Here is a 26,380-nt window from a genome sequence, read left to right as displayed (position 1 = left end):
TTACTTCACGCTAAAACGATAGCTGCCCTCGGTCTTATGACCATCTACGGAGACCACATGCCACTTCACCTGATAAGTACCCGCCGTCAGTGAAGAGGTCATCGGCACGATCAGCTGGGTCGGGTCTTTCTCGTTGCGTTTTACCGCCCCGAGTGCGACGGGCTGCTGTTTATCATCGGTGAGGGTGACGCCGCTAAAACGGGGTTCGATCCCCTCGGAGAAGTTCAGGGTCAACGCCTGAGGCGCCGCATCTACAGCAGCGTCTGCCGCGGGATATTGATGCTGTAAATGAGCATGAGCAAAAACAATGGGTGTCGTGAGCGTCGCCAGCAGCAACGTCAGGGTGCAGGTAAGGTGTTTAGTCATCACATATATTCCTTTTTGTTATGCCTGATTACCAGAGGATAACGCTGTATAATGGTCCAGTCGAGGATCATCCTGCCCGGGCTTGTCAACGCCCCGCCGTTTGGGTAACGTTGGCCCGCAAATGAAGGAGACGGTAATGCATATTAATCTCGCCACCCTCCCCCAGGAGGAGATGGACAAAGTGAATGTTGATTTGGCGGCCGCAGGTGTGGCGTTCAAAGAGCGCTATAACATGCCGGTGATCGCCGAAGTGGTGGAGCGTGAGCAACCGTCGCACCTGCGTGACTGGTTTCGGGAGCGCCTGATTGCCCATCGATTAAACTCCGTCAACCTCTCACGCCTGCCGTGGGAGCCAAAAGTTAAGTAAGCTTAACCAGCGTTACATTTCCTTACACCGTTTATGCCAGGATAGAAATCCATGTTATATTCATGGACTTTATGAATCTCTGCGACTCGGTGTATAAGGAAATCACGATGTCTCACTGGAATATTGCTGCCGCACAGTACCGCCTGAACCATCACCGCGTTGATGAACACATCGCGCATCACCTGCGTTTTATCTCCGCCGCCTCGAAGCTTGAGTGCAATTTAGTGCTTTTCCCGGAGCTCTCTTTAACGGGCCCTGCCCTGCCCGATGGCCAGCTTCCTGCCCCGCCCGACAGCCATCAGCTGGCGCCGCTTGTTGATGCCGCCTGCGCCCATAACGTCTCGGTGATTGCCGGAACGACCGTAGAAGTGAGGGGAGAGCGCCAGCCTGGCCTGGCCTGGTTTACCCCGGACCAGCCTGATGCCGCCCTTTATCCCCATGGCGCAGGGGCCTGCCTGGAGAGCAGGCATGGTGGTCTGAGTATCGTTGATTCTCACCCCGATTTGCCCAATATCGCTCCCGATGCCGCCCTGTTTACCCGCGGCATGGCGGTAAGTGAAACAGGCTGGTCAGCCACCTTTTCCCAGCTACAGCGTTTTGCCCATCGCTATGCTATCGCCGTATTGATGGCGAACCGTGATGGCGGGAGCGCGCTGTGGGATGCCCGTGGGCAATTAATCGTCCGCGCCGATCGGGGTGAGCTATTATTGACCGGGCGCTTTGTTGAGCAGGGTTGGCAAGGTGATATCATTCCATTACGCTAAGCCTTTTACGGCCAGGAGAGAGCCATGCTACGTGTCATCGACACCGAAACCTGTGACCTGCAGGGGGGGATTGTGGAAGTGGCATCTGTCGACGTTGTGAACGGGCAGATCGTCAATCCACGCAGCCATCTGGTACGTCCGGATCGCCCCATCAGCCCGCAGGCGATGGCTATCCACCGCATCACCGAGGCGATGGTCGCCGATAAACCCTGGATTGAAGAGGTGATCCCGCAGTACCACGGGAGCGCCTGGTATGTGGCGCACAATGCCAGCTTCGATCGCCGTGTACTGCCCGAGATGCCCGGAGAGTGGATCTGCACCATGAAGCTGGCGCGACGCTTATGGCCGGGCATTAAATACAGCAATATGGCGCTCTACAAATCGCGCAAACTGAGCGTCCGGACGCCGGAAGGGCTGCACCACCACCGGGCCCTGTATGACTGCTACATCACCGCCGCGTTGCTGATCGATATCATGAACACCACCGGCTGGACGCCGGATGAGATGGCCGACATCACCGGACGCCCGGCGCTGCTGACCACCTTTACCTTCGGCAAATACCGCGGCAAAGCGGTGGCGGAAGTGGCAGACAAGGATCCGGGCTATCTCCGTTGGCTGTACAATAACCTCGACAGGATGAGTCCCGAGCTGCGTCTGACGCTGAAGCACTATCTGGGCGGATCCTGATCGACCTCTGCCGCCTGGCTGGTTAACGTCTCCTGGGCCAGGCCAACCAGAAAGGCATACTCCAGGGCCACCCCTTCGTAGGATTTGAAGCGACCGGATTTCCCGCCATGCCCGGCATCCATATCGGTGCAGAGCAGCAGTAAATTATTGTCGGTCTTCATTTCCCGCAGCTTCGCCACCCACTTCGCTGGCTCCCAGTACTGAACCTGGGAGTCATGTAAACCGGTGGTAACCAGCATGTGAGGATAGGCTTTCGCGCCAACGTTATCGTAGGGGCTGTAACCTTTCATGTAGCGATAGTAGGTCTCATCCTGGGGATTGCCCCACTCTTCATATTCACCAATGGTCAGCGGGATAGATTCGTCCAGCATGGTGGTCAGGACATCCACAAAGGGCACCTGCGCTATCACCCCTTTAAAGAGTCCTGGACGTTCGTTAATCACGGTGCCCATCAGCATGCCGCCCGCGCTGCCGCCCATGGCAAAGCACTGTTTGCGATCGCCATAGCCCAGCTCCAGCAGTCCCTCGCAGACATCCAGGTAGTCATTGAAGGTGTTTTTCTTTTTCAGGAATTTGCCATCTTCGTACCATTTTTGCCCCAGCTCGCCGCCGCCGCGGATATGGGCGATGGCGAAGACAAACCCCCGGTCGAGCAGGCTCAGGCGGCTACCGCTGAAATCCGCGTCAATACTGGAGCCATACGAGCCATAGCCGTAGATGAGGATCGGGTTTTTACCTTTGCGAAAATGGTGCTTGTGATAGACCAGCGAGACGGGCACTTCGGTGCCGTCGCGGGCGACAATCCATACGTGCTCGCTGCGATAAAGATCGGCATTAAACCCTTTCACCTCAGCCTGCTTCAGCACCCGGCGCTGCCCGGTGTCCATGTCCAGTTCAAACAGGGTGTCCGGGGTGGTCATGGAGGAGTAACCGTAACGCAGGCGCGACGTTTCCGGCTCGGGGTTATAGCCAATCCAGGTGACATAGGCGGGATCGTCGAAGGCGATGCCAATCACTTCGCGGGTTTTACGGTTGATTTGCCGCAGGCTGGTGAGCCCGCGCTGGCGCTCTTCAACCACCAGCCAGTCGGTAAAGAGGGTGAAGCCTTCCAGCATCACCTGATCCCGCGGCGGGATCAGCACTTCCCATTTGCGTTCATCTCGTACCTTGGTCTTGTAGAGGCCAAAGTTTTTCCCCTCCCGGTTGGAGCGCAAATAGAAGGTGTGCTGGAAGTGATCGAGGCTGTACTCATGATCCTTGCGACGCGGCATAAAGCACAGCGGCTGAGCGTCCGGCAGCTCGGCGTCCAGCAGCAGCACCTCAGTAGTGGTGGCGCTGGCGAGAAAAATAATCACATAGTGTTTGGAGGTGGTTTTATGCAGGCTGACGTAAAAGGTTTCGTCTTTCTCCTCATATACCAGTTCATCACTTCTCGATGAAGTACCGACCGTATGCCGCCAGACCTGATAAGGATGCAGGGTAGTGGCGTGCTTTTTAATGTAGTAGACGGTTTCAGAGTCGTTGGCCCAGATAAAGTCGGGTGAAACGTTATCGAGCATCTCCGGATACCAGTTGCCGGTCTCCAGATTGCGGAAACGCAAACCATACTGTCGTCGGGAGAGGTAATCTTCCGCCAGCGCCATGATGGCGTTATCCGGCGATACCGCCATGCCGCCCAGGGTATAAAACTCGCTGTGCGCCGCACGCTGGTTGGCGTCCAGCAGCGTCTCCCACTCTTCCCACTCGGCGCAAAGTACCGACTGGCGCTGGTAGATGGCATATTCGTTTCCGGGCTCATAAATGTGCCGGTAACGATAGCCATTTCGACTCCAGGGGGCCGAGACGTCACGCTGCGGGACGCGCTCAACCATTTCGCTGAGCAGACGATCCTGCAGCGCCTGCTGCGTCGCCATGATCCTTCGGCCATAGTCGTTTTCGTCGTGGAGGTAGTCCAGCACCTCCGGCTTGGAGCGGGTATCGTCGCGCAACCAGTAATAGTTGTCGATACGCGTGTCACCGTGCATGGTGAGAGCGTGCGGTATGCGTTGGGCTTTAGGTGGCATGGCGTTATGATTCTTCTACGTTTAACACCCTATAAGGTTGGCAAAACATGCGCACGATGCAAGCGAAACGGCTCCGCAAGGCGTAAAAAACTAGCCGGGGAGCGCTTGTTTTTGCTGGCGAATATCCTGCTCGATCCCTTCCCGCACGTCTGCCGGGATTTTCAGCGCATCGCCCAGCGCATTAAGATAGCTGCGCTCCATAAAGTGATCGATATCGATAGCCGCACAGCTCAGGAAGTAAAGTTCGAGAGCCTCCTCTTCATTCTGGATCCCCTGGGCCAGACGTGCAGGATCGAGCGGCTCCTCGATAGCACGTGCCACCAGCGCCCTGCCCTGTTCTTCCACGCCCGCTTCGCGCAACTGCTGCTCGATGGCCGCCCGCTCTTTATCGTCGATGTGCCCGTCACTCTTTGCGGCAAAGACCAGCGCCAGGATCAGCCTTTCGCTGCGCACGTCCAGCGGCGACGCCTGCTGGCCAAACTGCGGCTCGCCCTGATGCGCGCTGCGAATCTTCTCTTTGTACTTGTTCCAGAGCACGGTACCGGCAACGGCACCGCCCCCGGCAAGCAGCGCGCCGGTGCCATATTTGCTCAGTAATTTACGCGAGGATTTATTCGCTACCAGTAATCCGGCCAGGCCGCCAAGCGCACCCGGCGTCAGCAGTTTGCTCAGGCCTTCACCGGATGACGACCCTTTCTGCCCGAGCAGAGACTGTAATTGATTCAGCCAGTTTGACATGTTTACCCTCACTTAACGGTGGATGAATTTCACAGCGTAAGCGAGGGGATGTCAGGAAATGTCTATGGCGACAAAAGAAGCGAAAATTCACCTCTTCGACGACTGATACTGCGCGCTACCCGCTTTACAGTCGATCTTCACCTGATAATGGATATCGGTGTTTTTGCCTCGCACCGTCAGCGGTACCGTCCAGCGATCTTTCTCGCCTTTCACCTGCTTAGGGTTGATCCAGGCCACCGGATCGGCCTGTCCCAGGGTTTTCTGATCGTCCGCCCAGCGCACGATGCGGTTTTGCAGATAATCCCGCTTCACGCTGGCGGCAATACCTTCGGCATTCTGCCCTTCGCAGGTGGGAAATTTCACGGTTTTCTCCTCTGCGGCCTGCGCCGTCAGGCTGGCGGCCAGCAGTGCTATCGCTACCCCTGTTTTTTTCATCATGCTCTCCTGTTTTGGTTCAACAAAAGCATGGTCGAAAAATGCCGCGATGCAAATAACCCTCCGTCAGCGCGACAGATTTTCGCAACACAAGACAGACGCAAACGTTTTCGTTTATACTGCGCGCAACTTTTTCAGGGGAATCATTATGACTCGTTTAGGAACTGCGCTGCGTCCGGCAGCAACGCGTGTGATGCTGCTGGGCTCAGGTGAACTGGGTAAAGAGGTGGCCATTGAGTGCCAGCGTTTAGGTATCGAAGTGATCGCCGTTGATCGTTATGCCGATGCGCCAGCGATGCACGTTGCGCATCGTGCCCACGTCATTAATATGCTCGACGGCGATGCCCTGCGCGCCCTGATCAATGAAGAAAAACCGCACTTCGTGGTGCCGGAAATCGAAGCCATCGCCACCGATACCCTGCTGGCGCTGGAAGCCGAAGGCCAGCGCGTGGTGCCCTGCGCCCGCGCTGCGAAGCTGACCATGAACCGGGAGGGTATCCGGCGTCTGGCGGCGGAAGAGCTCTCCCTGCCCACCTCACGCTATCGTTTCGCCGACAGCAAAGATGATTTTTTGCAGGCTGTCGCTGACATTGGCTACCCGTGCATCATTAAACCGGTGATGAGCTCCTCCGGTAAAGGACAGAGCTTTGTGCGCAGCGCCGAACAGCTGGATAACGCCTGGGATTACGCCCAACAGGGAGGGCGCGCCGGAGCCGGACGCGTGATCGTCGAGGGTGTGGTGCAGTTTGATTTTGAGATCACCCTGCTGACCGTCAGCGCCGTGGATGGGGTCCACTTCTGCGATCCGATTGGTCATCGCCAGGAAGATGGCGACTACCGTGAATCCTGGCAGCCGCAGCAGATGAGCCCGCTGGCCCGGGCGCGCGCCGAAGAGATCTCCCGTAAAGTGGTGCTGGCGCTGGGCGGCCATGGGCTGTTTGGCGTGGAGCTGTTCGTTTGCGGCGACGAGGTCATCTTCAGCGAGGTCTCCCCTCGCCCACACGACACCGGTATGGTGACCTTAATTTCGCAGGATCTCTCCGAGTTTGCCCTGCACGTTCGCGCTTTCCTTGGTCTGCCGGTTGGCGGCGTGCGTCAGTATGGCCCGGCAGCGTCGGCGGTGATCCTGCCGCAGCTGACCAGCCAGAACGTCACCTTCGATAATGTCGATGCCGCGGTGGGCGCTGGCCTGCAGCTGCGTCTGTTTGGTAAGCCAGAGATTGACGGCTCGCGTCGTCTGGGCGTGGCGCTGGCGACGGGCGACAGCGTGGAAGAGGCCGTTGAGCGGGCGAAAACCGCGGCCGCCAGCGTGCAGGTAGCAGGATAAAAAAAACGGGCCGATTGGCCCGTTTTTGTATGGCATTTGACGTTTATCGTAGGCCGGGTAAGGCGAAACCGCCACCCGGTAAAAAACGCGCACAATACCTGAATCTTACTGCTGCGCGCCTTCTACCGCTTCGCGCGCCAGCTTAGTGATGCGATCCCAGTCGCCCGCTTCCATGGCATCCGCCGGCACCAGCCAGGAGCCACCGATGCACAGCACGCTTTTCAGCGCCAGGTAGTCACGGTAGTTCGCCGGAGAGATACCGCCAGTCGGGCAGAAACGGACGTTCGCGAACGGACCTGCGATAGCCTGCAGCGCTTTGGTGCCGCCGTTCGCTTCCGCCGGGAAGAATTTGAACTCCTGCAGACCGTAGTCCAGACCCAGCATCAGTTCAGACACGGTGCTGATGCCCGGGATCAGAGGAATGGAGCCTTCGGTTGCGGCTTTCAGCAGAGGCTCGGTCAGGCCCGGGCTGATGGCGAACTGCGCACCGGCTTCGGTAACCTCAGCCAGCTGCTGCGGATTCAGTACGGTACCCGCACCGATAATCGCTTCCGGCACTTCTTTGGCGATGGCGCGAATAGCATCCATTGCACAGGCAGTACGCAGCGTGACTTCCAGTACGCGTACACCGCCCGCAACCAGCGCTTTCGCCATCGGGACTGCGTGTTCCAGCTTATTAATCACGATTACCGGCACTACCGGGCCAGTTTTCAGGATTGCTTCTGCACTTGTATTCCAGTTTTTCATCAGAGTTTTCTCTCGCCAGATCGATAATTCTTGTCGTCTTAAAACGTAATACAGGTCGCGCCCTGTTCTGCACCCGAGAGGTTCTCGCGTAACGCGCTGAACATTTCGCGTCCCGTTCCCACGCGCGATGCGCTCAGGTCAGGAATATGCGGCTTACGTGCGGCCAGGACCGCCTCATCCACCAGTAAGGTCAACTCGCCTGTCTGACCATTAACGCGGATGATGTCGCCATCGTACACTTTCGCCAGCAGGCCACCGTCGTAAGCTTCCGGGGTGACGTGGATGGCGGAAGGCACTTTACCCGATGCACCGGAGAGGCGTCCATCGGTAACTAATGCAATTTTGAAACAGCGGTCCAATAATACACCAAGTGGCGGCATTAGTTTATGTAATTCTGGCATTCCGTTCGCTTTTGGACCCTGATGACGGACAACAACGACGCAATCTTTGTCCAGCAGACCGGCTTCAAAAGCCGGCAGAACATCATGCTGGCTTTCGAAAACCACTGCCGGGGCTTCAATGATCTGGTTTTCCACCGGCACCGCGGAGGTCTTCATCACCGCCCGGCCCAGGTTGCCGGTCAGTACTTTGGTGCCGCCGTGGTGGGAGAAAGGCTTGTCGAAGGTGGCGATGACGCTGTCATCCAGCGAGGCCTGGGCCCCTTCACGCCAGTCCAGCTCGCCCTCGTTCAGCCACGGCTCCAGGGTGTAACGCTGCAGGCCGAAACCGGCCACAGTGTTGACATCTTCATGCAGCAGGCCGCCCTTCAGCAGCTCGCGCATCAGCACCGGTACACCGCCCGCCGCCTGGAAGTGGTTGATATCGGCCGGACCATTCGGGTAAAGACGGGTCAACAGCGGAACCACTTCAGACAGATCGGAGAAATCATCCCAGTTGATCTGGATCCCGGCGGCACGCGCCATCGCCACCATATGCATGGTGTGGTTAGTGGAACCGCCCGTCGCCAGCAGGGCCACGATACCGTTCACCACCACTTTTTCATCCACCATTTTACCGAGCGGCATCCACTCGTTGCCGTTACCGGTCAGGCGGGTCACCTGACGGGCAGCGGCCGCGGTCAGCGCTTCGCGCAGCGGGGCATCCGGATGGACAAACGACGAGCCCGGCAGCTGCATCCCCATAAACTCCACCACCATCTGGTTAGTGTTGGCGGTGCCGTAGAAGGTACAGGTACCCGGGGCATGGTAAGAGGCAGCCTCGGATTCCAGCAGCGCCATGCGGTCAACTTTGCCTTCGGCGTAAAGCTGACGAATACGGACTTTCTCTTTATTGGCGAGACCACTGGCCATTGGGCCTGACGGCACAAACAGCGCAGGCAGATGACCAAACGACAGCGCCGCCATGGTCAGGCCCGGGACAATCTTGTCGCACACGCCGAGGTAGAGCGCGCCGTCAAACATTTTATGCGACAGACCAACCGCCGTGGACATGGCGATCACTTCGCGGCTCAGCAGCGACAGCTCCATACCATCCTGCCCCTGAGTCACGCCGTCGCACATGGCGGGCACGCCCCCCGCTACCTGGCCTACCGCGTTGGCCTGATGCAGCGCCTTGCGGATGATATCCGGGTAGGTCTCATAGGGCTGATGTGCCGAGAGCATGTCATTATAGGAGGTGATGATCGCGATATTGTTACGCAGCATACTTTTCAGCGAGGCTTTATCTTCCGGCTTACAGGCGGCAAAACCGTGCGCCAGGTTGCCGCAGGCCAGCTGCGATCGATGGACCGTATCGGACTTCGCCTGCTGGATGCGCGCGAGGTAGGCAGAACGGGTCTGTTTCGAACGCTCAATAATGCGCTGTGTTACCCGTAACAAAGTCGAATTCATAGAAGCTCCTGTCATTTATCTGTCCGCGCTCTGGAATTAACAAAGTGTTTAGCAGGCGATAACATCGCTGAAACGCTTGATTGCCGGAGCCCTGGGGCAAAATCGCTGCTGGCAGTGTAATAAAAAAAGCCCCGGGTGGAAATCCACCCGGGGCTTAAATGATTAAAAATTGCACGCTGGCCTGAGCCAGATCATGTTACCGGTAAAATACCCCGTAGGGATTAGCGGTCAGCCTTACTCAAACTCGTTCCAGGAACGGCCATCACGGGTGATCATCGCCACCGAGGCGACCGGTCCCCAGGTGCCCGCCTGATACGGTTTCGGTGCATCCTGATCCGCTGCCCACGCTTCGGTGATGGAGTCGACCCACTTCCACGCCTCTTCCACTTCGTCACGACGGACGAACAGCGCCTGGATACCGCGCATGGTTTCCAGCAGCAGACGTTCGTACGCATCCGCCAGATGGGTCTGGTTGAAGGTTTCGGAGTAGCTCAGATCCAGCTTGGTGGTCTGGAGGTTGTGTTTGTGGTCCAGGCCCGGCACTTTGTTCAGCACCTGAATGTCCACACCCTCGTCCGGCTGCAGACGGATGGTCAGTTTGTTCTGCGGCAGCTCCTGCCAGGACTCTTTGAACAGGTTCAGTTCTGGATTTTTGAAATAGACAACCACTTCAGAGCATTTCGCAGGCAGACGTTTACCGGTACGCAGGTAGAACGGAACCCCCGCCCAGCGCCAGTCATCAATGTCCACGCGGATCGCCACAAACGTCTCGGTGTTGCTGGATTTGTTCGCGCCCTCTTCTTCCAGGTAGCCTGGCACTTTTTTGCCCTGGGCAAACCCGGCAGTGTACTGGCCGCGTACCGTCTTCTCACGCACGTTAGAGCGGTCGATACGGCGCAGCGATTTCAATACTTTTACTTTCGCGTCGCGGATGCTGTCCGCAGTGAGATCTGACGGCGGAGACATGGCGATCATGCAGAGCACCTGCAGGAGGTGGTTCTGGATCATGTCGCGCATCTGGCCGGCCTGGTCGAAGTAACCCCAGCGCCCTTCAATGCCCACCTCTTCTGCCACGGTGATCTCAACGTGATCGATGGTGCGGTTATCCCAGTTATTCACAAACAGGGAGTTGGCAAAGCGCAGCGCCAGCAGGTTCAGTACCGTCTCTTTGCCCAGATAGTGGTCGATACGGTAAACCTGGCACTCTTCGAAGTATTCGCCGACCTGGTCGTTGATTTCGCGGGAGGTGGCAAGGGAGGTGCCCAGCGGTTTTTCCATCACCACGCGCGCGGGCATGGCGTTGAGGTTCGCTTCACCCAGCCCTTTGCAGATGGCGCCGAAGGTGCTTGGCGGCATGGCGAAGTAGTTAATGGTAACGCGATTTTTTTGATCGAGCATTGCGCTCAGATTAGCAAATGCCGACGTGTCGTTAACGTCGAGGTTGCAGAAATCGAGACGCCCGCTCAGCTTGTCCCACAAACTTTCATCGATTTTCTCTTTCATGAAAGTTTCGAGTGCTTCGCGCACGACTTTGGTATACGCGTCTTTATCCCAGTCCGCACGACCCACGCCCAGAATGCGGGTCTCCGGGTGGATTTGACCCGCTTTTTCCAGTTGATACAGGGAAGGCAGCAATTTACGGCGTGCAAGATCGCCTTTCGCGCCGAAAATGACCAGGTCACATGCCTGGGCTGTTTGCGTTACCGCCATGTCATTCTCCTCAGTTGGATATCCTGGTGCTTTTGCCAGAATATCGTTGTAATTTTATTACAATGCACTCTACTGCTTTTACGTCATTCCCGAAACCATTTGCGCTTATCCTCCCGTGCGATACGGCGATATTTCGCCCGGAGCGCGCAGCAGCGAAGGTAAGGGCGATGAAACTGGTGAAACTTTGCTCAGTCACGCCGTTGCTAAAATCCGACAGCGATCAAGTAATGAAAAAAAACAACAACATTTTTTCCATGGTTTGTCCTTTTCGGACTATCACAGGCGTATATTCTTGCTAATTCGAATCGCGATTTCACCCATTTATGAAATCGCTTCCACCGATGAGCGCTGTGTTAATAATGAACATGCTGGAAAAAATCCAGTTTCAACTGGAACACCTTAGCAAATCCGAGCGAAAAGTGGCTGAAGTAATTCTCGCCGCGCCCGCTCAGGCCATTCATTCCAGCATTGCCGCCCTGGCACAGGAGTCCGGGGTCAGTGAACCGACCGTCAATCGGTTCTGCCGCAGCATGGAGACGCGCGGATTTCCCGATTTTAAACTGCATCTGGCGCAAAGTCTGGCGAACGGTACGCCCTATGTGAACCGCAATGTCGATGAAGACGACAGCGTGGAAGCCTATACGGGCAAAATTTTCGAATCGGCCATGGCGACGCTGGATCAGGTTCGCCAGTCGCTGGATATGACCTCGGTTAACCGCGCTGTCGATCTGCTGACCCAGGCGAAGAAAATTGCTTTCTTTGGCCTCGGTTCCTCCGCCGCTGTCGCTCACGATGCGATGAATAAATTTTTTCGCTTTAACGTCCCGGTTATCTATTCCGACGACATCGTGCTGCAACGCATGAGCTGTATGAATTGTAACGAAGATGACGTGGTGGTGCTGATATCACATACTGGCCGCACCAAAAGTCTGGTCGAACTGGCCCAGCTGGCGCGTGAAAACGATGCCATGGTGATCGCCCTCACCTCCACCGGGACGCCGCTGGCGCGTGAAGCGACGCTGGCGATCACGCTCGACGTGCCGGAAGACACCGATATCTACATGCCGATGGTGTCCCGTCTGGCGCAGCTCACCGTCATCGATGTGCTGGCGACCGGTTTTACCCTGCGCCGCGGGGCGAAATTCAGAGATAACTTGAAGCGTGTCAAAGAAGCGCTCAAGGAATCGCGTTTTGATAAAGAATTGTTCATCAAGGGTGACATTCCCTGATTTCAATTACAAAGTTGTTACTTTTTTCGGCATTCGGTAAGTTTGCTGTTGCTATTAAAGACGGACAACGTGCCGAATCATCGTTCACGCAACACCAGGTTGTTTTAGACAACGGAGTATTACATGTCCAGAAGGCTTCGCAGAACCAAGATCGTTACCACCTTAGGCCCGGCTACTGACCGCGATAATAACCTTGAGAAAATTATCGCCGCAGGGGCCAACGTCGTGCGTATGAACTTCTCTCACGGTACGCCAGAAGATCATAAATTACGTGCAGACAAGGTCCGTGAGATCGCGGCAAAACTGGGACGTCATGTCGCTATCCTCGGTGATCTGCAGGGTCCAAAAATCCGTGTATCCACCTTCAAAGAAGGCAAAGTTTTCCTCAATATCGGGGATAAGTTCCTGCTGGATGCCAACCTGAGCAAAGGCGAAGGCGATAAAGAGAAAGTGGGCATCGACTACAAGGGCCTGCCCGCTGACGTGGTGCCGGGCGATATCCTGCTGCTGGACGATGGTCGCGTTCAGCTGAAGGTGCTCGACGTTCAGGGCATGAAGGTCTTCACCGAAGTGACCGTTGGCGGCCCGCTCTCCAACAACAAAGGCATCAACAAGCTGGGCGGCGGTCTCTCTGCTGAAGCCCTGACCGAAAAAGACAAAGCTGACATCATCACCGCCGCGGATATCGGCGTGGATTATCTGGCCGTCTCCTTCCCGCGCTGTGGCGAAGATCTGAACTATGCCCGCCGTCTGGCGCGCGACGCTGGCTGCGATGCCAAAATCGTGGCGAAAGTAGAACGTGCTGAAGCGGTCTGCAGCCAGGATGCGATGGATGACATCATCCTGGCGTCTGATGTGGTGATGGTTGCCCGTGGTGACCTGGGCGTTGAGATTGGCGACCCGGAACTGGTCGGGATCCAGAAAGCGCTGATCCGCCGTGCGCGTCAGCTTAACCGCTCCGTGATCACCGCAACCCAGATGATGGAGTCGATGATCACCAACCCAATGCCGACCCGTGCGGAAGTGATGGACGTGGCGAACGCCGTCCTCGACGGCACCGATGCCGTGATGCTCTCTGCGGAAACCGCTGCCGGCCAGTACCCGGCGGAGACCGTGGCTGCAATGGCGCGCGTCTGCCTGGGTGCAGAGAAGATCCCAAGCATCAACGTTTCTAAACACCGTCTGGACATTCAGTTCGACAACGTCGAAGAAGCGATTGCGATGTCCGCCATGTACGCGGCGAACCACCTGAAGGGCGTGACGGCGATCATCACCATGACCGAATCGGGCCGTACTGCGCTGATGACCTCCCGTATCAGCTCCGGCCTGCCGATCTTCGCCATGTCCCGTCATGAGCGCACCCTGAACCTGACCGCGCTCTATCGCGGCGTGACGCCGGTGTTCTTCGACAGCAATAACGACGGTGTGGCCGCGGCGAACGACGCCGTGAACCTGCTGCGCGACAAAGGCTATCTTGTCTCCGGCGATATCGTTATCGTCACTCAGGGCGATGTGATGAGCACCATCGGCTCGACCAACACCACCCGCGTGATGACCGTCGAATAATCCGACGGTTTCGCCGGGTGGCGCTGCGCTTACCCGGCCTACAGGTCCGTAGGCCCGTGCAAGCGCAGCGCCGCCGGGCAATAAAAAAATCCCCCGTTTCCGGGGGATTTTTTATTTCTTCGGATAGAGCTCTTTACGCTTATAGGGCTCTTTCTCGCCGGGCTTGCGCGTCTTCAGCAGTTTCAGGATCCAGGTGTATTGCTCCGCGTGGGGCCCCACCAGAATCTCCACCTCTTCGTTCATCCGGCGTGCAATAGTGTTGTCGTCCGCGGTGAGCAGATCGTCCATCGGTGGGCGGACTTCAATCGTCAGGCGATGGGTTTTGCCGTCGTAAATGGGGAATAACGGGATCACCCGCGCCTGACACACCTTCATCAAGCGGCCAATGGCGGGTAACGTCGCTTTATAGGTGGCAAAGAAATCGACAAACTCGCTATGTTCCGGCCCGTGATCCTGGTCCGGCAGATAGTAGCCCCAGTAGCCCTGGCGTACGGACTTGATAAAGGGTTTGATCCCGTCGTTACGGGCATGCAGGCGTCCGCCGAAGCGACGACGCACGGTGTTCCAGACATAATCAAAGACCTTATTTCCCTGATTATGGAACATCGCCGCCATTTTTTGCCCTTGCGAGGCCATCAGCATCGCCGGAATATCCACGCCCCAGCCGTGCGGCACCAGGAAGATCACCTTTTCGTCGTTGCGACGCATCTCTTCGACGATCTCCAGCCCCTTCCAGTCGACCCGGCTGGTCACTTTTTCCGGCCCGCGTAAGGCCAGCTCAGCCATCATCGCCATCGCCTGCGGCGCGGTAGTAAACATCTCATCAATGATGGCTTCGCGTTCTGCCTCGCTCTTCTCCGGGAAGCAGTAAAACAGGTTTATCTGGGCGCGACGACGGGCGCTTTTGCCCAGTTTGCCCGCCAGGCGCCCCACTTTGCCGAGCAGCGGATCGCGCAGGGCGGGCGGCAGCATCGCAATACCTGCAAACGCATAGACACCCAGCCAGGCGCCCCAGAAGCGCGGATGACGAAACGATTTCTCAAATTCAGGAATGTATTCACTATTGTTCTTTTTGGTTTCCATGCTTTTTCCAGGGCGGGTGATGCTTTAAAGAGTGATGAGATAGTTTAGCGAGGCCATGTGCAACGCACAAAAGAAAAAGCCGGTGCAGGAGTGCACCGGCTTTTAACGCTGCTGAATTAATTCAGGGTCAGCTGGGGAATAACCTCTTTGACCTGCGCCAGATAATCGGTGCGGTCTTTACCGGTCAGCCCTTCGGTGCGCGGCAGCTTCGCCGTTAACGGGTTGACCGCCTGCTGGTTGATCCACACTTCATAGTGCAGATGCGGGCCGGTAGAACGCCCGGTATTGCCCGACAGCGCAATACGGTCGCCACGTTTCACTTTCTGGCCCGGCTTCACCAGCAGCTTACGCAGGTGCATATAGCGCGTGGTGTAGGTGCGCCCGTGACGTATGGCGACATAATAGCCCGCCGCGCCGCTGCGTTTTGCCATTACCACTTCGCCGTCACCGACAGCCAGAACCGGCGTACCCTGCGGCATGGCGAAATCCACCCCACGGTGCGGCGCAACACGGCCAGTGACCGGATTCAGACGACGCGGGTTAAAGTTCGAAGAGACGCGGAACTGTTTCGACGTCGGGAAGCGTAAAAAGCCTTTCGCCAGACCCGTACCGTTACGATCGTAGAATTTACCGTCTTCGGCGCGGATGGCGTAATAATCTTTACCATCCGTGCGTAGACGGACGCCCAGCAGCTGGCTCTGCTCGCGCTTGCCGTCCAGCATTTCGCGGGACATCAGCACCGAAAACGAATCGCCTTTTTTCAGCTTACGGAAGTCCATCTGCCACTGCATGGCTTTGATCACCGAGCTGATTTCACCGCTGGTCAGCCCCGCATCACGGGCGCTGGCAACAAAACTGCCGCCACTTAAGGTACCTTTGATGGCGCTGTTAACCCAGTCACCCTGCTGCATTTCGCTGCTCATCTTGAAACCGTTTTCAGTACGATCGTAAGTACGGGTTTCACGACGGGAGACTTCCCAGGTCAGGCGCTGCAAGTCACCGTTATCGGTGAGGGTCCAGGAGAGCTGTTGACCGATTTTCAGGTTCCGCAGATCTTTATCAGACGCAGCAAGCTGGCTGATTTCACCCATTTCAATGCCGTACTGGTTAAGAACGCTGCTTAATGTATCGCCCGTTGACACGACATATTCGTGTACGCCCACTTCGGCTTCGGTCTTTTCATCAAGCTCATCCTGCGGAATCGCTTCTTCTTCCTGCGGGGCCTGGTCGATAGGTTCACTGGCTTCCGGCAGCAAGGAGCGAATTTCACTCTTTTCCAGCTCAATGGTTCTGATAACTGGCGCGGAATTTGGGTGGTATACAAAGGGCCGCCAGACGGCGACCGCTAAGGTGAGAACTGTAAGCGACCCCAGCATGACGCGGTGGGGCCGGGGCAGATTGTTAAATGCCAGGGCGACAGAGCGGGCTATCTGTTGCACGTAATCACTTCCTCGTTAATCTCCTTTCAGGCAGCTCGCATACTGGTTCGCCAGTTGGCTGAGGAACTGTGAATAGCTCGCTTTGCTCAACTGGATAGAGGTTCCCAGTGGGTCAAGGGTGCCCATACGGACGGACGTTCCCCTTGCCACGGCTTCAACGACCGCTGGCCTGAACTGTGGCTCAGCAAAAACGCAGGTCGCTTTTTGCTCAACCAACTGTGTTCTGATTTCATGTAAACGCTGCGCACCAGGTTGAATTTCTGGATTCACGGTGAAGTGGCCAAGCGGCGTAAGACCGTAGTGTTTTTCGTAGTAGCCATAGGCATCATGAAAAACGAAATATCCCTTACCTTTCAATGGTGCGAGCTCGGTACCCACCTGCTTGTCGGTTGCGGCAAGTTGTGCCTCAAAATCCTTCAGGTTGGCGTCTAGTTTGGCTCGACTTTGCGGCATAAGTTCCACTAATTTTTCATGGATTGCAACCGCTGACAGCCGCGCTATTTCTGGTGAAAGCCAAAGGTGCATGTTGTAGTCACCGTGATGGTGATGCTCGTCACCTTTTTCCTCGGCACCGTGGCCATGATCGTGGTCGTGCTCGTCATCATCCGCCCCTTTCATGAGAAGCGGTTTCACACCTGCAAGGCCAGAGATGTTAACCTGTTTAGCGTCAGGCAACTGACTCGCTGACTTCTGCATGAAGGCTTCCATCTCCGGGCCAATCCATACAACTAAGTCCGCGTTTTGTAAACGTTTTACGTCCGAAGGGCGCAGGGAGTAGTCATGCTCTGACGCGCCATCAGGCAATAAAACCTGGGTTTCGGTGACGCCATCTGCGATAGCGGAAGCGATAAAACCGAGCGGTTTAAGCGAAGCGACAACGGCGGCGTTAACATCTTGTACTGCGGTACCCCAAAGAGCAGCGGATAATGCTGCGAAAAGAAGCGTATTTTTCTGTAACATAATGCGACTAATCATCGTAATGAACATGTGGAATGTGATATTATAACATTCGATGACTTCTGCAAGCATAAATTGATATGACGACTTTGGTTTCTCTCGAAAATATTTCGGTTTCATTTGGCCAGCGCCGCGTCCTCTCTGACGTTTCGCTGGATCTGAAGCCTGGCAAAATTCTGACGTTACTCGGCCCCAACGGCGCGGGTAAATCAACGCTGGTGCGGCTTGTACTCGGCCTGGTAGCACCCGATGCGGGCCTGATCAAGCGTGATCGGCAGCTACGTATTGGCTATGTCCCTCAGAAACTGCATCTGGACGCCACGCTGCCGCTGACGGTCAGCCGTTTCCTGCGTCTGCGTCCCGATACGCGTAAAGAGGATATTCTTCCGGCGCTCAAGCGGGTACAGGCCGGGCATCTTATCGACGCGCCCCTGCAAAAACTCTCCGGCGGCGAAACCCAGCGCGTGCTGCTGGCCCGCGCCCTGCTGAATAAGCCGCAGCTGCTGGTGCTCGACGAGCCGACTCAGGGCGTGGATGTCAACGGTCAGGTTGCCCTGTATGACCTCATCGATCAGCTACGTAAAGAGCTGGACTGCGCTGTGCTGATGGTGTCGCACGACCTGCATCTGGTCATGGCGAAAACGGACGAAGTGCTTTGTCTTAACCATCACATCTGCTGCTCCGGCACGCCGGAAGTGGTCTCCATGCATCCGGAGTTTATCTCGATGTTTGGTCCTCGCGGTGCCGAACAGCTGGGCATTTATCGCCACCATCACAACCACCGCCATGATTTGCAGGGACGCATTGTCCTTCGCCGGGGAAACGGTAACTCATGATTGAACTCTTACTGCCCGGCTGGCTGGCCGGGATGATGCTCGCCTGCGCGGCGGGTCCACTGGGCTCGTTTGTTGTCTGGCGCCGGATGTCCTACTTTGGCGATACGCTGGCGCACGCTTCCCTGCTGGGAGTGGCGTTTGGTTTGCTGCTGGATGTGAATCCATTCTACGCGGTGATTGTGGTTACGCTGCTGCTGGCCGCCGGCCTGGTCTGGCTGGAGAAGCGCCCGCACCTGGCGGTGGATACGCTGCTTGGGATCATGGCCCACAGCGCCCTGTCGCTGGGTCTGGTGGTGGTCAGCATGATGTCCAATATCCGCGTGGATCTAATGGCCTATCTGTTTGGCGATCTGCTGGCGGTGACACCTGACGATCTGATCGCCATTGCCATCGGGGTGGTGATTGTCCTCGCAATCCTGCTGTGGCAGTGGCGTAACCTGCTGGCTATGACCATCAGCCCGGATTTAGCCTTTGTAGATGGCGTGAAGCTGCAGCGCGTGAAGCTGCTGCTGATGCTGGTCACCGCCCTGACCATTGGCGTGGCGATGAAGTTTGTCGGGGCGCTGATCATCACCTCACTGCTGATTATCCCAGCCGCCACCGCCCGTCGTTTTGCCCGTACCCCGGAGCAGATGGCCGGTGTAGCCGTGGGTGTAGGGATGATTGCCGTCACCGGCGGGCTCACCTTCTCGGCGTTTTACGACACCCCTGCCGGACCGTCGGTCGTGCTGTGCGCGGCAGTGCTGTTTATCTTCAGCATGATGAAGAAACCAGCCAGCTAAGGTCATTAATTGCCCGGTGGCGCTACGCTTACCGGGCCTACAGGATCGCGCTTTTGTAGGCCGGATAAGGCGCAGCCGCCATCCGGCAACTTCCGCCGAGGTTACGGCATCTCCGGCGGCGTAATGCCAAAGTGATCCCAGGCCCGCACCGTCGCCATGCGCCCGCGCGGCGTACGCTGCAAAAAGCCCTGCTGGATCAGATAGGGCTCCAGCACATCTTCAATGGTCTCACGCTCTTCGCCAATCGCCGCCGCCAGGTTATCCAGCCCGACCGGCCCGCCAAAGAATTTATCCAGCACCGCCAGCAGCAGCTTGCGATCCATATAGTCGAACCCTTCAGCATCGACGTTCAGCATATCCAGCGCCTGGGCGGCGATCTCATGCGAAATCGTGCCGTCGTGCTTCACCTCGGCAAAATCACGCACCCTGCGCAGCAGCCGGTTGGCGATACGTGGCGTACCGCGGGAACGCTTCGCCACTTCAAAGGCCCCCTCTTCGCTCATATCCAGCCCCATAAAGCGCGCGCTGCGGCTGACGATATGCTGGAGATCGGGCACCTGATAAAACTCAAGACGCTGCACAATGCCGAAACGATCGCGCAGCGGTGACGTTAACGACCCGGCGCGGGTGGTGGCGCCAATCAACGTGAAAGGCGGCAGATCAATCTTAATCGAACGCGCAGCCGGACCTTCGCCAATCATGATATCCAGCTGGTAATCTTCCATCGCCGGATAGAGCACCTCTTCCACCACCGGTGACAGGCGGTGGATCTCATCGATAAACAGCACGTCGTGGGGTTCAAGGTTGGTCAGCATCGCCGCCAGATCCCCTGCCTTTTCCAGCACCGGGCCGGAGGTGGTGCGCAGGTTAACGCCCATCTCATTGGCGACGATATTTGCGAGGGTCGTTTTCCCGAGCCCCGGCGGGCCGAAAATCAACAGGTGATCGAGGGCATCGCCGCGAAGTTTCGCCGCCTGGATAAAGATCTCCATCTGCGAACGCACCTGTGGCTGGCCAATATACTCATCAAGCAGTTTCGGGCGGATCGCCCTGTCCACCAGATCTTCTGTCTGAACACTGCCTGCCGAGACCAGACGGTCTGCTTCAATCATCCTTTACCTCACAATGCGGCGCGCAGCGCTTCACGAATCAGGGTTTCACTGGTGGCGTCCGGTTTAGCCACTTTGCTAATCATCCGGCTCGCTTCCTGAGGTTTATAGCCCAGCGCCACCAGCGCGGCAACCGCTTCCTGTTCCGCATCGTCTGTTGCCGGGCCAGCCGGTGAGGTCAGCACCAGGTCGGCGGCAGGGGTAAACAGATCGCCATGCAGACCTTTAAAGCGATCTTTCATCTCGACAATCAGGCGCTCGGCCGTTTTCTTACCGATGCCAGGGAGCTTAACCAGAGCCGCGGGATCTTCACGCTCTACGGCGTTAACGAACTGCGGAGCCGACATCCCGGAGAGGATGGCCAGCGCCAGTTTTGGCCCCACGCCGTTGGTTTTAATCAGCTCTTTAAACAGGGTGCGCTCCTGCTTGTTGTTAAAGCCATACAGCAGCTGGGCATCTTCACGCACCACAAAGTGGGTAAAGACGATCGCTTCCTTGCCCGCGTCCGGCAATTCATAGAAACAGGTCATCGGCATATGGACTTCATAGCCCACGCCTCCGGTCTCAAGCAGCACTATCGGGGGTTGTTTTTCTAGAATGATGCCTCTGAGTCTGCCTATCACGTGACGCTCCTGCGTTAAGGGCTAAAAGTTACCGCTGCCATAATAAAAAAAGGCTGGATAAACATCCAGCCTGATTTTTACATTTAGCGCAATCGACCGCGCGCCAGATTGAGCCGCGATTCGCTCATCTGCACCGCATTCTGGCTGATGTGGCAATGGGTAATGGCGATCGCCAGGGCATCGGCAGCATCCGCCTGCGGATTGGCGGGCAGTTTAAGCAGGGTACGCACCATGTGCTGCACCTGGCTTTTTTCCGCACTGCCAATTCCCACCACGGTCTGCTTAACCTGCCGTGCGGCGTATTCAAACACCGGCAGATCCTGATTCACCGCCGCGACAATCGCCACGCCGCGCGCCTGGCCAAGCTTCAGCGCCGAGTCGGCGTTTTTCGCCATAAATACCTGTTCAATGGCGAAATAGTCCGGCTGGAACTGGGTGATGATCTCCGTCACGCCCGCATAGATCAGCTTCAGGCGCGACGGCAGATCGTCCACTTTGGTACGGATACAACCACTGCCCAGGTAGGTCAACTGTCGCCCGACCTGACGGATAACGCCATAACCGGTGATGCGTGAGCCCGGGTCAATACCGAGAATAATTGCCATCACGCCGCTCCGGTTATTGGTTTACGTTGGGCCATTACAGCGTAGCCGCAACCTCGTCGGAGATTTCACCGTTGTGGTAGACTTCCTGCACATCGTCGCAATCTTCGAGCATATCGATCAGACGCAGCAGTTTTGGTGCGGTTTCCGCATCCATATCCGCTTTGGTGGACGGGATCATGGAGACTTCAGCCGCGTCGGCTTTCAGGCCAGCGGCTTCCAGTGCATCACGCACCGCGCCCATCTCTTCCCATGCGGTATAGACGTCAATCGCGCCGTCGTCATAGGTCACCACATCTTCAGCACCCGCTTCCAGCGCCGCTTCCATGATCACATCTTCGTCGCCTTTCTCGAAGGAGATGACGCCTTTTTTGCTGAACAGGTAGGCAACGGAACCGTCGGTACCCAGGTTGCCACCGGTTTTGCTGAAGGCATGACGCACTTCCGCCACGGTACGGTTACGGTTGTCGGACAGACACTCAACCATGACCGCCGTACCGCCAGGACCGTAACCTTCATAAATGATGGTTTCCATGTTCGCGTCTTCATCGCCGCCTACGCCACGGGCGATAGCACGGTTCAGGGTGTCACGGGTCATGTTGTTGCTCAGCGCTTTATCGATCGCTGCGCGCAGACGCGGGTTGGAACCGGCATCGCCGCCACCCAGACGGGCTGCGGTAACCAGCTCACGAATGATTTTGGTAAAGATCTTACCGCGTTTGGCATCCTGTGCCGCTTTGCGGTGTTTGGTGTTGGCCCACTTACTATGACCTGCCATAAAAATATCCTCAAAGAGCGCGCCCTTTCAGGCGGCGTTAATTACAAATTCTTCAATCGCCTGCCGGTTGCTCCACGACTTGGTTAACGCCGCGGCTTCGGTCGCATTAACCCAGCGGTAGGTCAAATGTTCGGTGAACACGATCTCCCGTTCGTGGGGAAGCGCAAGGCAGAACCAGGATTCTGTATTGCGTTCAGTCCCCGGCGCATAGCGATGACGTAAATGACTAAAAATTTCAAACTCCACCGTGCGCTGACAGTCCTTCAGGGTCAGTTGCTCGCGAGCAACGTCAATGGTGACCTCTTCCTTTACTTCGCGCGCGGCGGCCTGCAACGCGGTTTCTCCCTCCTCCAGGCTGCCGGTTACCGACTGCCAGAAGGCGGGATCGTCGCGTCGCTGCAACATCAGCACCCGCTTCGTGTCTTCTGCATAAATGATCACTAACACGGAAACGGGAAGCTTATATGCCATATCAGTTTTTCTCTTCCTTTTTCACCACTTCGATACCCAGCTCGCTTAAGGAGGCAGGGTTAGCAAAGCTTGGCGCTTCGGTCATCAGACAGGCCGCGGCGGTGGTTTTCGGGAAGGCGATAACATCACGAATGTTGTCGGTACCGGTCAGCAGCATGGTCAGACGATCCAGACCAAACGCCAGGCCCGCGTGCGGTGGAGTACCGTACTTCAGCGCGTCCAGCAGGAAGCCAAACTTCTCGCGCTGCTCTTGTTCGTTAATGCCCAGAATACCAAACACGGTCTGCTGCATTTCACCGCTGTGAATACGCACGGAACCGCCACCCACTTCGTAGCCGTTGATGACCATATCGTAGGCGTTCGCCACGGCCTCTTCCGGCGCCGCTTTCAGCTCTGCCGCGCTCATATCTTTCGGCGAGGTGAACGGGTGGTGCATAGCGGTCAGGCCGCCTTCGCCGTCGTCTTCAAACATTGGGAAGTCGATAACCCACAGCGGCGCCCATTTGGCTTCGTCGGTCAGGTTCAGATCTTTACCCAGCTTCAGACGCAGTGCGCCCAGCGCGTCGGCAACCACTTTCTTGTTGTCTGCGCCGAAGAAGATCATGTCGCCGTCCTGGGCTTCGGTGCGCGCCAGGATGGATTCGACGATCTCAGCATTCAGGAATTTCGCCACCGGGCTGGTGATGCCTTCGATGCCTTTCGCGCGCTCGGTGACTTTGATGTAAGCCAGGCCTTTCGCGCCATAAATCTTGATGAAGTTACCGTAGTCGTCAATCTGCTTACGGCTCAGGCTCGCACCGCCCGGTACGCGCAGGGCAGCCACGCGGCCTTTCGGATCGTTAGCCGGGCCAGAGAAGACCGCAAACTCAACGCCTTTCAGCAGGTCGGCAACGTCCACCAGCTCCATCGGGTTACGCAGGTCTGGCTTGTCGGAACCGTAGCGGCGCTCGGCTTCGGCGAAGGTCATGATCGGGAAGTCGCCCAGATCCACACCCTTCACGTCCAGCCACAGGCTGCGCACCAGCGCTTCCATCACTTCACGCACCTGCCCGGCGGTCATGAAGGAGGTCTCGACGTCTATCTGGGTAAATTCTGGCTGACGGTCAGCACGCAGATCTTCGTCACGGAAGCATTTGACGATCTGATAGTAGCGATCGAAACCGGACATCATCAGCAGCTGTTTGAACAGCTGAGGAGACTGCGGCAGCGCGTAGAATTTGCCTTTATGAACGCGGGATGGCACGAGGTAGTCGCGCGCGCCTTCCGGGGTCGCTTTGGTCAGCATCGGGGTTTCGATATCGAGGAAACCGTGATCGTCCATAAAGCGGCGCACCAGGCTGGTGATTTTTGCACGGGTTTTCAGGCGCTGGGCCATTTCCGGGCGACGCAGATCGAGGTAGCGGAATTTCAGACGCGCTTCTTCGGTATTGACGTGGTTGGAGTCCAGCGGCAGCGATTCTGAACGGTTGATGATGGTCAGATCGGTCGCCAGCACTTCGATTGCGCCGGTCGCCATGTCGCTGTTGATGTTTTTCTCGTCACGCGCACGCACGGTACCGGTCACCTGGATGCAGAACTCGTTACGCAGTTCAGCTGCCAGCTTTAACGCATCGGCGCGGTCTGGATCGAAAAACACCTGCACGATGCCTTCACGGTCGCGCATATCGATAAAGATAAGGCTGCCAAGATCACGACGACGGTTGACCCAACCACACAAGGTCACCTGCTGTCCGACGTGGGACTGACGCAGCTGCCCGCAATATTCTGTACGCATGAGATATCCCTTAACTTAGCCGCAGGCTACTATGTCGCAGCTTTTTGTATGTCAAACTGGATGAAAAAAGGCGGCTATTATACTGGAAATTCCGCCAGACGATAAGAGAGAAGCGCGCCATGCGCGCGTTTGCTGCTCGCATCTTGCATATTCTCACAAAATTTAACAAAAATATCAGACCTGGAACAGGCTGGCTCAGCGTAAGGTATTAGCATGGCTCACTATTTAACAGGAAAAACCATGTTCACACTCGACGCTGCCCGTACCGCCCTTGTGGTGATTGATTTACAGGAAGGGATCCTGCCCTTTGCCGGTGGCCCGCATACCGCTCAGGATGTGGTCAGCCGCAGTGCTCGTCTGGCGGAAAAATGCCGCACCAGCGGTTCGCCGGTGGTGATGGTCCGCGTGGGCTGGTCCGCTGATTTCGCCGAGGCGCTGAAGCAGCCGGTAGATGCACAAGCCCCTGCCCATGCTCTGCCGGAAAACTGGTGGGACTACCCGCTGTCACTGGGTAAGCAAGAGAGCGATATCGAAGTGACCAAGCGCCAGTGGGGCGCGTTTTACGGCACCGATCTTGAGTTACAGCTGCGTCGTCGCGGCATCGATACGATCGTTCTGTGTGGGATCGCCACCAATATTGGCGTCGAATCCACCGCCCGTAACGCCTGGGAGCTGGGCTTTAACCTGGTGATCGCCGAAGATGCCTGCAGCGCAGCTTCGGCCGAGCAGCATCTCGGCAGTATGACCAATATCTTCCCGCGTATTGGCCGGGTACGCAGCACCGAAGAGATTATCAACGCACTATGATCTATCTGGGGTTACCCCAATGGTCGCACCCGAAATGGGTGCGGCTGGGCATAACGGGTCTTGAAGAGTACGCCCGCCACTTTAATTGCGTGGAAGGTAACACCACGCTCTATGCCCTGCCTAAACCTGAAGTGGTGGCGCGCTGGCGGGAGCAGACCGACGACGACTTTCGCTTCTGCTTTAAATTCCCGGCTACCATCTCCCATCAGGCTGCGCTGCGTAACTGTGACGATTTAACCGCAGAATTTTTTACCCGCCTGGCGCCGCTGGCCAACCGTATTGGCCAGTACTGGGTGCAGCTCCCCGCCACCTTTGGCCCACGCGATCTGCCCGCGCTATGGCAGTTTCTCGATGCCCTGCCCCGGGAGTTCACTTATGGCGTTGAGGTTCGTCATCCTGAATTCTTCATGAAAGGCGAGGCGGAGAAAGCGCTTAACCGCGGTCTGCATGAGCGCGGCGTCAATCGCACCGTTCTCGACAGCCGCCCGGTCCACGCCGCCGTGCCGCATAACGAGGCCATCATCGACGCCCAGCGTAAAAAACCGAAGGTGCCGGTACATGCGGTGATGACCGCCAGCAATCCGATGGTGCGTTTTATCGGTAGCGACAACATGCCGCAAAACCAGGCGCTGTTTGCTGTCTGGTTACAGACTCTGGCGAAGTGGGAACAGACCGCCACGCCATATCTTTTTTTGCATACCCCTGATATCGCCCAGGCGCCACAACTGGTCGATGCTCTCTGGCACGCCTTGCAGGCCGTGGCACCGTCCATCGGCGACGCCCCCGCAATTCCGCAGCAATCTTCTCTTTTCTGAGCTCACCCCCTATCATAGAAGTGCCATCTGCCAAAAAACAGGGAGTTTGTATGGTTTGCGCGCTGTATGCGGTACTGGGTGCGTTGCTGTTAATCAAGTTTTCGTTCGATATTGCGCGCCTGCGGATGTTGTACCGCGTCTCTTATGGCGACGGAGGTTTCTCTGAGTTGCAAACCGCAATCCGCATTCATGGCAATGCGGTGGAATATCTCCCGGCGGCACTGATCTTGATGTTATTTATGGAAATGAATGGCGCAGAGACCTGGATGGTGCACGTCTGCGGCCTGCTGCTGATCCTTGGGCGCCTGATGCACTACTATGGTCTCCATCAGCGTCTGTTCCGCTGGCGCCGCTCCGGCATGAGCGCGACCTGGTGTTCGCTTGTGCTAATGGTGCTGGCTAACCTGTGGTATATGCCCTGGGAGTTGGTTTTCTCCCTGCATTAGCGCACAATA

27 protein-coding genes are annotated in these 26,380 nt (G+C 56.9%); 11 read left to right on the top strand and 16 right to left on the bottom strand.

Features of this window, described 5'->3' with window-relative positions; translation table 11 throughout:
- Complete coding sequence (yobA, locus tag B3X29_RS17715) at window positions 1-366, bottom strand: CopC domain-containing protein YobA (RefSeq protein WP_103180047.1); 366 nt, start codon at window positions 364-366, stop codon at window positions 1-3.
- 136 nt (window positions 367-502) lie between these two features.
- On the opposite strand from yobA, the gene B3X29_RS17710 reads away from it, so the two are divergent.
- The 3 genes from B3X29_RS17710 (at window position 503) to exoX (ending at window position 2,184) form a co-directional block, all read left to right on the top strand.
- Window positions 503-733, top strand: a complete 231-nt coding sequence (locus B3X29_RS17710; RefSeq protein ID WP_103180048.1) for a DNA polymerase III subunit theta — start codon at window positions 503-505, stop codon at window positions 731-733.
- 107 nt (window positions 734-840) lie between these two features.
- On the top strand, window positions 841-1,497 hold the full coding sequence (locus B3X29_RS17705) for a nitrilase-related carbon-nitrogen hydrolase (protein WP_103181103.1): 657 nt from the start codon (window positions 841-843) through the stop codon (window positions 1,495-1,497).
- 24 nt (window positions 1,498-1,521) lie between these two features.
- Window positions 1,522-2,184 carry an exodeoxyribonuclease X gene (gene exoX, locus B3X29_RS17700; protein WP_103180049.1) on the top strand — a complete coding sequence of 221 codons (663 nt, stop codon included), beginning with the start codon at window positions 1,522-1,524 and terminating at the stop codon, window positions 2,182-2,184.
- Here exoX and ptrB read toward each other — a convergent pair.
- The 3 genes from ptrB to yebF all read right to left on the bottom strand — a co-directional run bounded on the left by ptrB (window position 2,166) and on the right by yebF (window position 5,420).
- A complete protein-coding gene (ptrB, locus tag B3X29_RS17695; protein ID WP_159339513.1) occupies window positions 2,166-4,247 on the bottom strand; it encodes an oligopeptidase B in 2,082 nt (693 codons plus the stop codon). The genes exoX and ptrB overlap by 19 nt on opposite strands.
- A gap of 90 nt (window positions 4,248-4,337) precedes the next feature.
- A complete protein-coding gene (locus B3X29_RS17690) occupies window positions 4,338-4,985 on the bottom strand; it encodes a tellurite resistance TerB family protein (protein ID WP_156654754.1) in 648 nt (215 codons plus the stop codon).
- A gap of 87 nt (window positions 4,986-5,072) precedes the next feature.
- A complete protein-coding gene (gene yebF / locus B3X29_RS17685; RefSeq protein ID WP_103180052.1) occupies window positions 5,073-5,420 on the bottom strand; it encodes a protein YebF in 348 nt (115 codons plus the stop codon).
- Between the two features lie 148 nt (window positions 5,421-5,568).
- On the opposite strand from yebF, the gene purT reads away from it, so the two are divergent.
- A complete protein-coding gene (gene purT, locus B3X29_RS17680; protein WP_103180053.1) occupies window positions 5,569-6,747 on the top strand; it encodes a formate-dependent phosphoribosylglycinamide formyltransferase in 1,179 nt (392 codons plus the stop codon).
- A gap of 105 nt (window positions 6,748-6,852) precedes the next feature.
- On the opposite strand, the gene B3X29_RS17675 is transcribed toward purT, so the two are convergent.
- The 3 genes from B3X29_RS17675 to zwf form a co-directional block, all read right to left on the bottom strand.
- The gene (locus B3X29_RS17675; protein WP_039030817.1) at window positions 6,853-7,494 is read right to left on the bottom strand and encodes a bifunctional 4-hydroxy-2-oxoglutarate aldolase/2-dehydro-3-deoxy-phosphogluconate aldolase; all 642 of its coding nucleotides are present in this window, start codon (window positions 7,492-7,494) and stop codon (window positions 6,853-6,855) included.
- Between the two features lie 38 nt (window positions 7,495-7,532).
- Window positions 7,533-9,344 (bottom strand): phosphogluconate dehydratase, encoded by a 1,812-nt coding sequence (edd, locus tag B3X29_RS17670; RefSeq protein WP_159339514.1) that lies wholly within the window; start codon window positions 9,342-9,344, stop codon window positions 7,533-7,535.
- A gap of 234 nt (window positions 9,345-9,578) precedes the next feature.
- On the bottom strand, window positions 9,579-11,054 hold the full coding sequence (zwf, locus tag B3X29_RS17665) for a glucose-6-phosphate dehydrogenase (protein WP_159339515.1): 1,476 nt from the start codon (window positions 11,052-11,054) through the stop codon (window positions 9,579-9,581).
- A gap of 323 nt (window positions 11,055-11,377) precedes the next feature.
- On the opposite strand from zwf, the gene B3X29_RS17660 reads away from it, so the two are divergent.
- Both B3X29_RS17660 and pyk read left to right on the top strand, forming a co-directional pair.
- A complete protein-coding gene (locus B3X29_RS17660) occupies window positions 11,378-12,283 on the top strand; it encodes a MurR/RpiR family transcriptional regulator (RefSeq protein WP_103180056.1) in 906 nt (301 codons plus the stop codon).
- Window positions 12,284-12,406: 123 nt separating this feature from the next.
- Complete coding sequence (pyk, locus tag B3X29_RS17655) at window positions 12,407-13,849, top strand: pyruvate kinase (protein WP_103180057.1); 1,443 nt, start codon at window positions 12,407-12,409, stop codon at window positions 13,847-13,849.
- Between the two features lie 111 nt (window positions 13,850-13,960).
- On the opposite strand, the gene lpxM is transcribed toward pyk, so the two are convergent.
- The 3 genes from lpxM to znuA form a co-directional block, all read right to left on the bottom strand.
- Window positions 13,961-14,932 (bottom strand): lauroyl-Kdo(2)-lipid IV(A) myristoyltransferase, encoded by a 972-nt coding sequence (gene lpxM / locus B3X29_RS17650; protein WP_156654755.1) that lies wholly within the window; start codon window positions 14,930-14,932, stop codon window positions 13,961-13,963.
- Window positions 14,933-15,048: 116 nt separating this feature from the next.
- Complete coding sequence (mepM, locus tag B3X29_RS17645; protein WP_103180059.1) at window positions 15,049-16,371, bottom strand: murein DD-endopeptidase MepM; 1,323 nt, start codon at window positions 16,369-16,371, stop codon at window positions 15,049-15,051.
- A 15-nt stretch (window positions 16,372-16,386) separates the two neighbouring features.
- Complete coding sequence (gene znuA, locus B3X29_RS17640) at window positions 16,387-17,331, bottom strand: zinc ABC transporter substrate-binding protein ZnuA (protein ID WP_159339660.1); 945 nt, start codon at window positions 17,329-17,331, stop codon at window positions 16,387-16,389.
- 77 nt (window positions 17,332-17,408) lie between these two features.
- Between znuA and znuC the strand changes: the two genes are divergently transcribed.
- Together znuC and znuB are read left to right on the top strand one after the other, a co-directional pair.
- Window positions 17,409-18,164 (top strand): zinc ABC transporter ATP-binding protein ZnuC, encoded by a 756-nt coding sequence (gene znuC / locus B3X29_RS17635; protein ID WP_103180060.1) that lies wholly within the window; start codon window positions 17,409-17,411, stop codon window positions 18,162-18,164.
- Window positions 18,161-18,946: a zinc ABC transporter permease subunit ZnuB gene (gene znuB / locus B3X29_RS17630; protein ID WP_159339516.1), complete on the top strand. Its 786-nt coding sequence runs from the start codon at window positions 18,161-18,163 to the stop codon at window positions 18,944-18,946. The genes znuC and znuB overlap by 4 nt, the downstream gene beginning before the upstream one ends.
- A gap of 101 nt (window positions 18,947-19,047) precedes the next feature.
- On the opposite strand, the gene ruvB is transcribed toward znuB, so the two are convergent.
- From ruvB to aspS, 6 genes are all read right to left on the bottom strand, one after another.
- Window positions 19,048-20,058, bottom strand: a complete 1,011-nt coding sequence (gene ruvB, locus B3X29_RS17625) for a Holliday junction branch migration DNA helicase RuvB (protein ID WP_103180062.1) — start codon at window positions 20,056-20,058, stop codon at window positions 19,048-19,050.
- A gap of 8 nt (window positions 20,059-20,066) precedes the next feature.
- Window positions 20,067-20,678, bottom strand: coding sequence for a Holliday junction branch migration protein RuvA (gene ruvA / locus B3X29_RS17620; protein ID WP_103180063.1), 612 nt, complete (start codon window positions 20,676-20,678; stop codon window positions 20,067-20,069).
- Between the two features lie 83 nt (window positions 20,679-20,761).
- On the bottom strand, window positions 20,762-21,283 hold the full coding sequence (ruvC, locus tag B3X29_RS17615) for a crossover junction endodeoxyribonuclease RuvC (protein ID WP_103180064.1): 522 nt from the start codon (window positions 21,281-21,283) through the stop codon (window positions 20,762-20,764).
- Window positions 21,284-21,317: 34 nt separating this feature from the next.
- On the bottom strand, window positions 21,318-22,058 hold the full coding sequence (locus B3X29_RS17610) for a YebC/PmpR family DNA-binding transcriptional regulator (protein ID WP_103180065.1): 741 nt from the start codon (window positions 22,056-22,058) through the stop codon (window positions 21,318-21,320).
- Between the two features lie 27 nt (window positions 22,059-22,085).
- The gene (gene nudB, locus B3X29_RS17605) at window positions 22,086-22,529 is read right to left on the bottom strand and encodes a dihydroneopterin triphosphate diphosphatase (protein WP_103180066.1); all 444 of its coding nucleotides are present in this window, start codon (window positions 22,527-22,529) and stop codon (window positions 22,086-22,088) included.
- A 1-nt stretch (window position 22,530) separates the two neighbouring features.
- Entirely contained in the window at window positions 22,531-24,303 is a 1,773-nt protein-coding gene (gene aspS, locus B3X29_RS17600; protein ID WP_159339517.1) for an aspartate--tRNA ligase, read from the bottom strand.
- A gap of 240 nt (window positions 24,304-24,543) precedes the next feature.
- On the opposite strand from aspS, the gene B3X29_RS17595 reads away from it, so the two are divergent.
- The 3 genes from B3X29_RS17595 to B3X29_RS17585 are packed head-to-tail and all read left to right on the top strand — an operon-like array spanning window position 24,544 to window position 26,371.
- Window positions 24,544-25,110 carry a hydrolase gene (locus tag B3X29_RS17595; protein WP_103180068.1) on the top strand — a complete coding sequence of 189 codons (567 nt, stop codon included), beginning with the start codon at window positions 24,544-24,546 and terminating at the stop codon, window positions 25,108-25,110.
- Window positions 25,107-25,925 (top strand): DUF72 domain-containing protein, encoded by an 819-nt coding sequence (locus B3X29_RS17590; RefSeq protein WP_103180069.1) that lies wholly within the window; start codon window positions 25,107-25,109, stop codon window positions 25,923-25,925. Before B3X29_RS17595 ends, B3X29_RS17590 begins: the two co-directional genes overlap by 4 nt.
- Window positions 25,926-25,975: 50 nt before the next feature.
- Window positions 25,976-26,371: an MAPEG family protein gene (locus B3X29_RS17585; RefSeq protein WP_159339518.1), complete on the top strand. Its 396-nt coding sequence runs from the start codon at window positions 25,976-25,978 to the stop codon at window positions 26,369-26,371.
- Window positions 26,372-26,380: the final 9 nt, after the last annotated feature.

Source organism: Leclercia sp. UBA5076 (assembly GCF_002416465.1).
Lineage (GTDB): Bacteria > Pseudomonadota > Gammaproteobacteria > Enterobacterales > Enterobacteriaceae > Enterobacter.
Note: the sequence above shows the minus strand (reverse complement) of the source record. Positions and strands in the feature narration are given on the sequence as shown.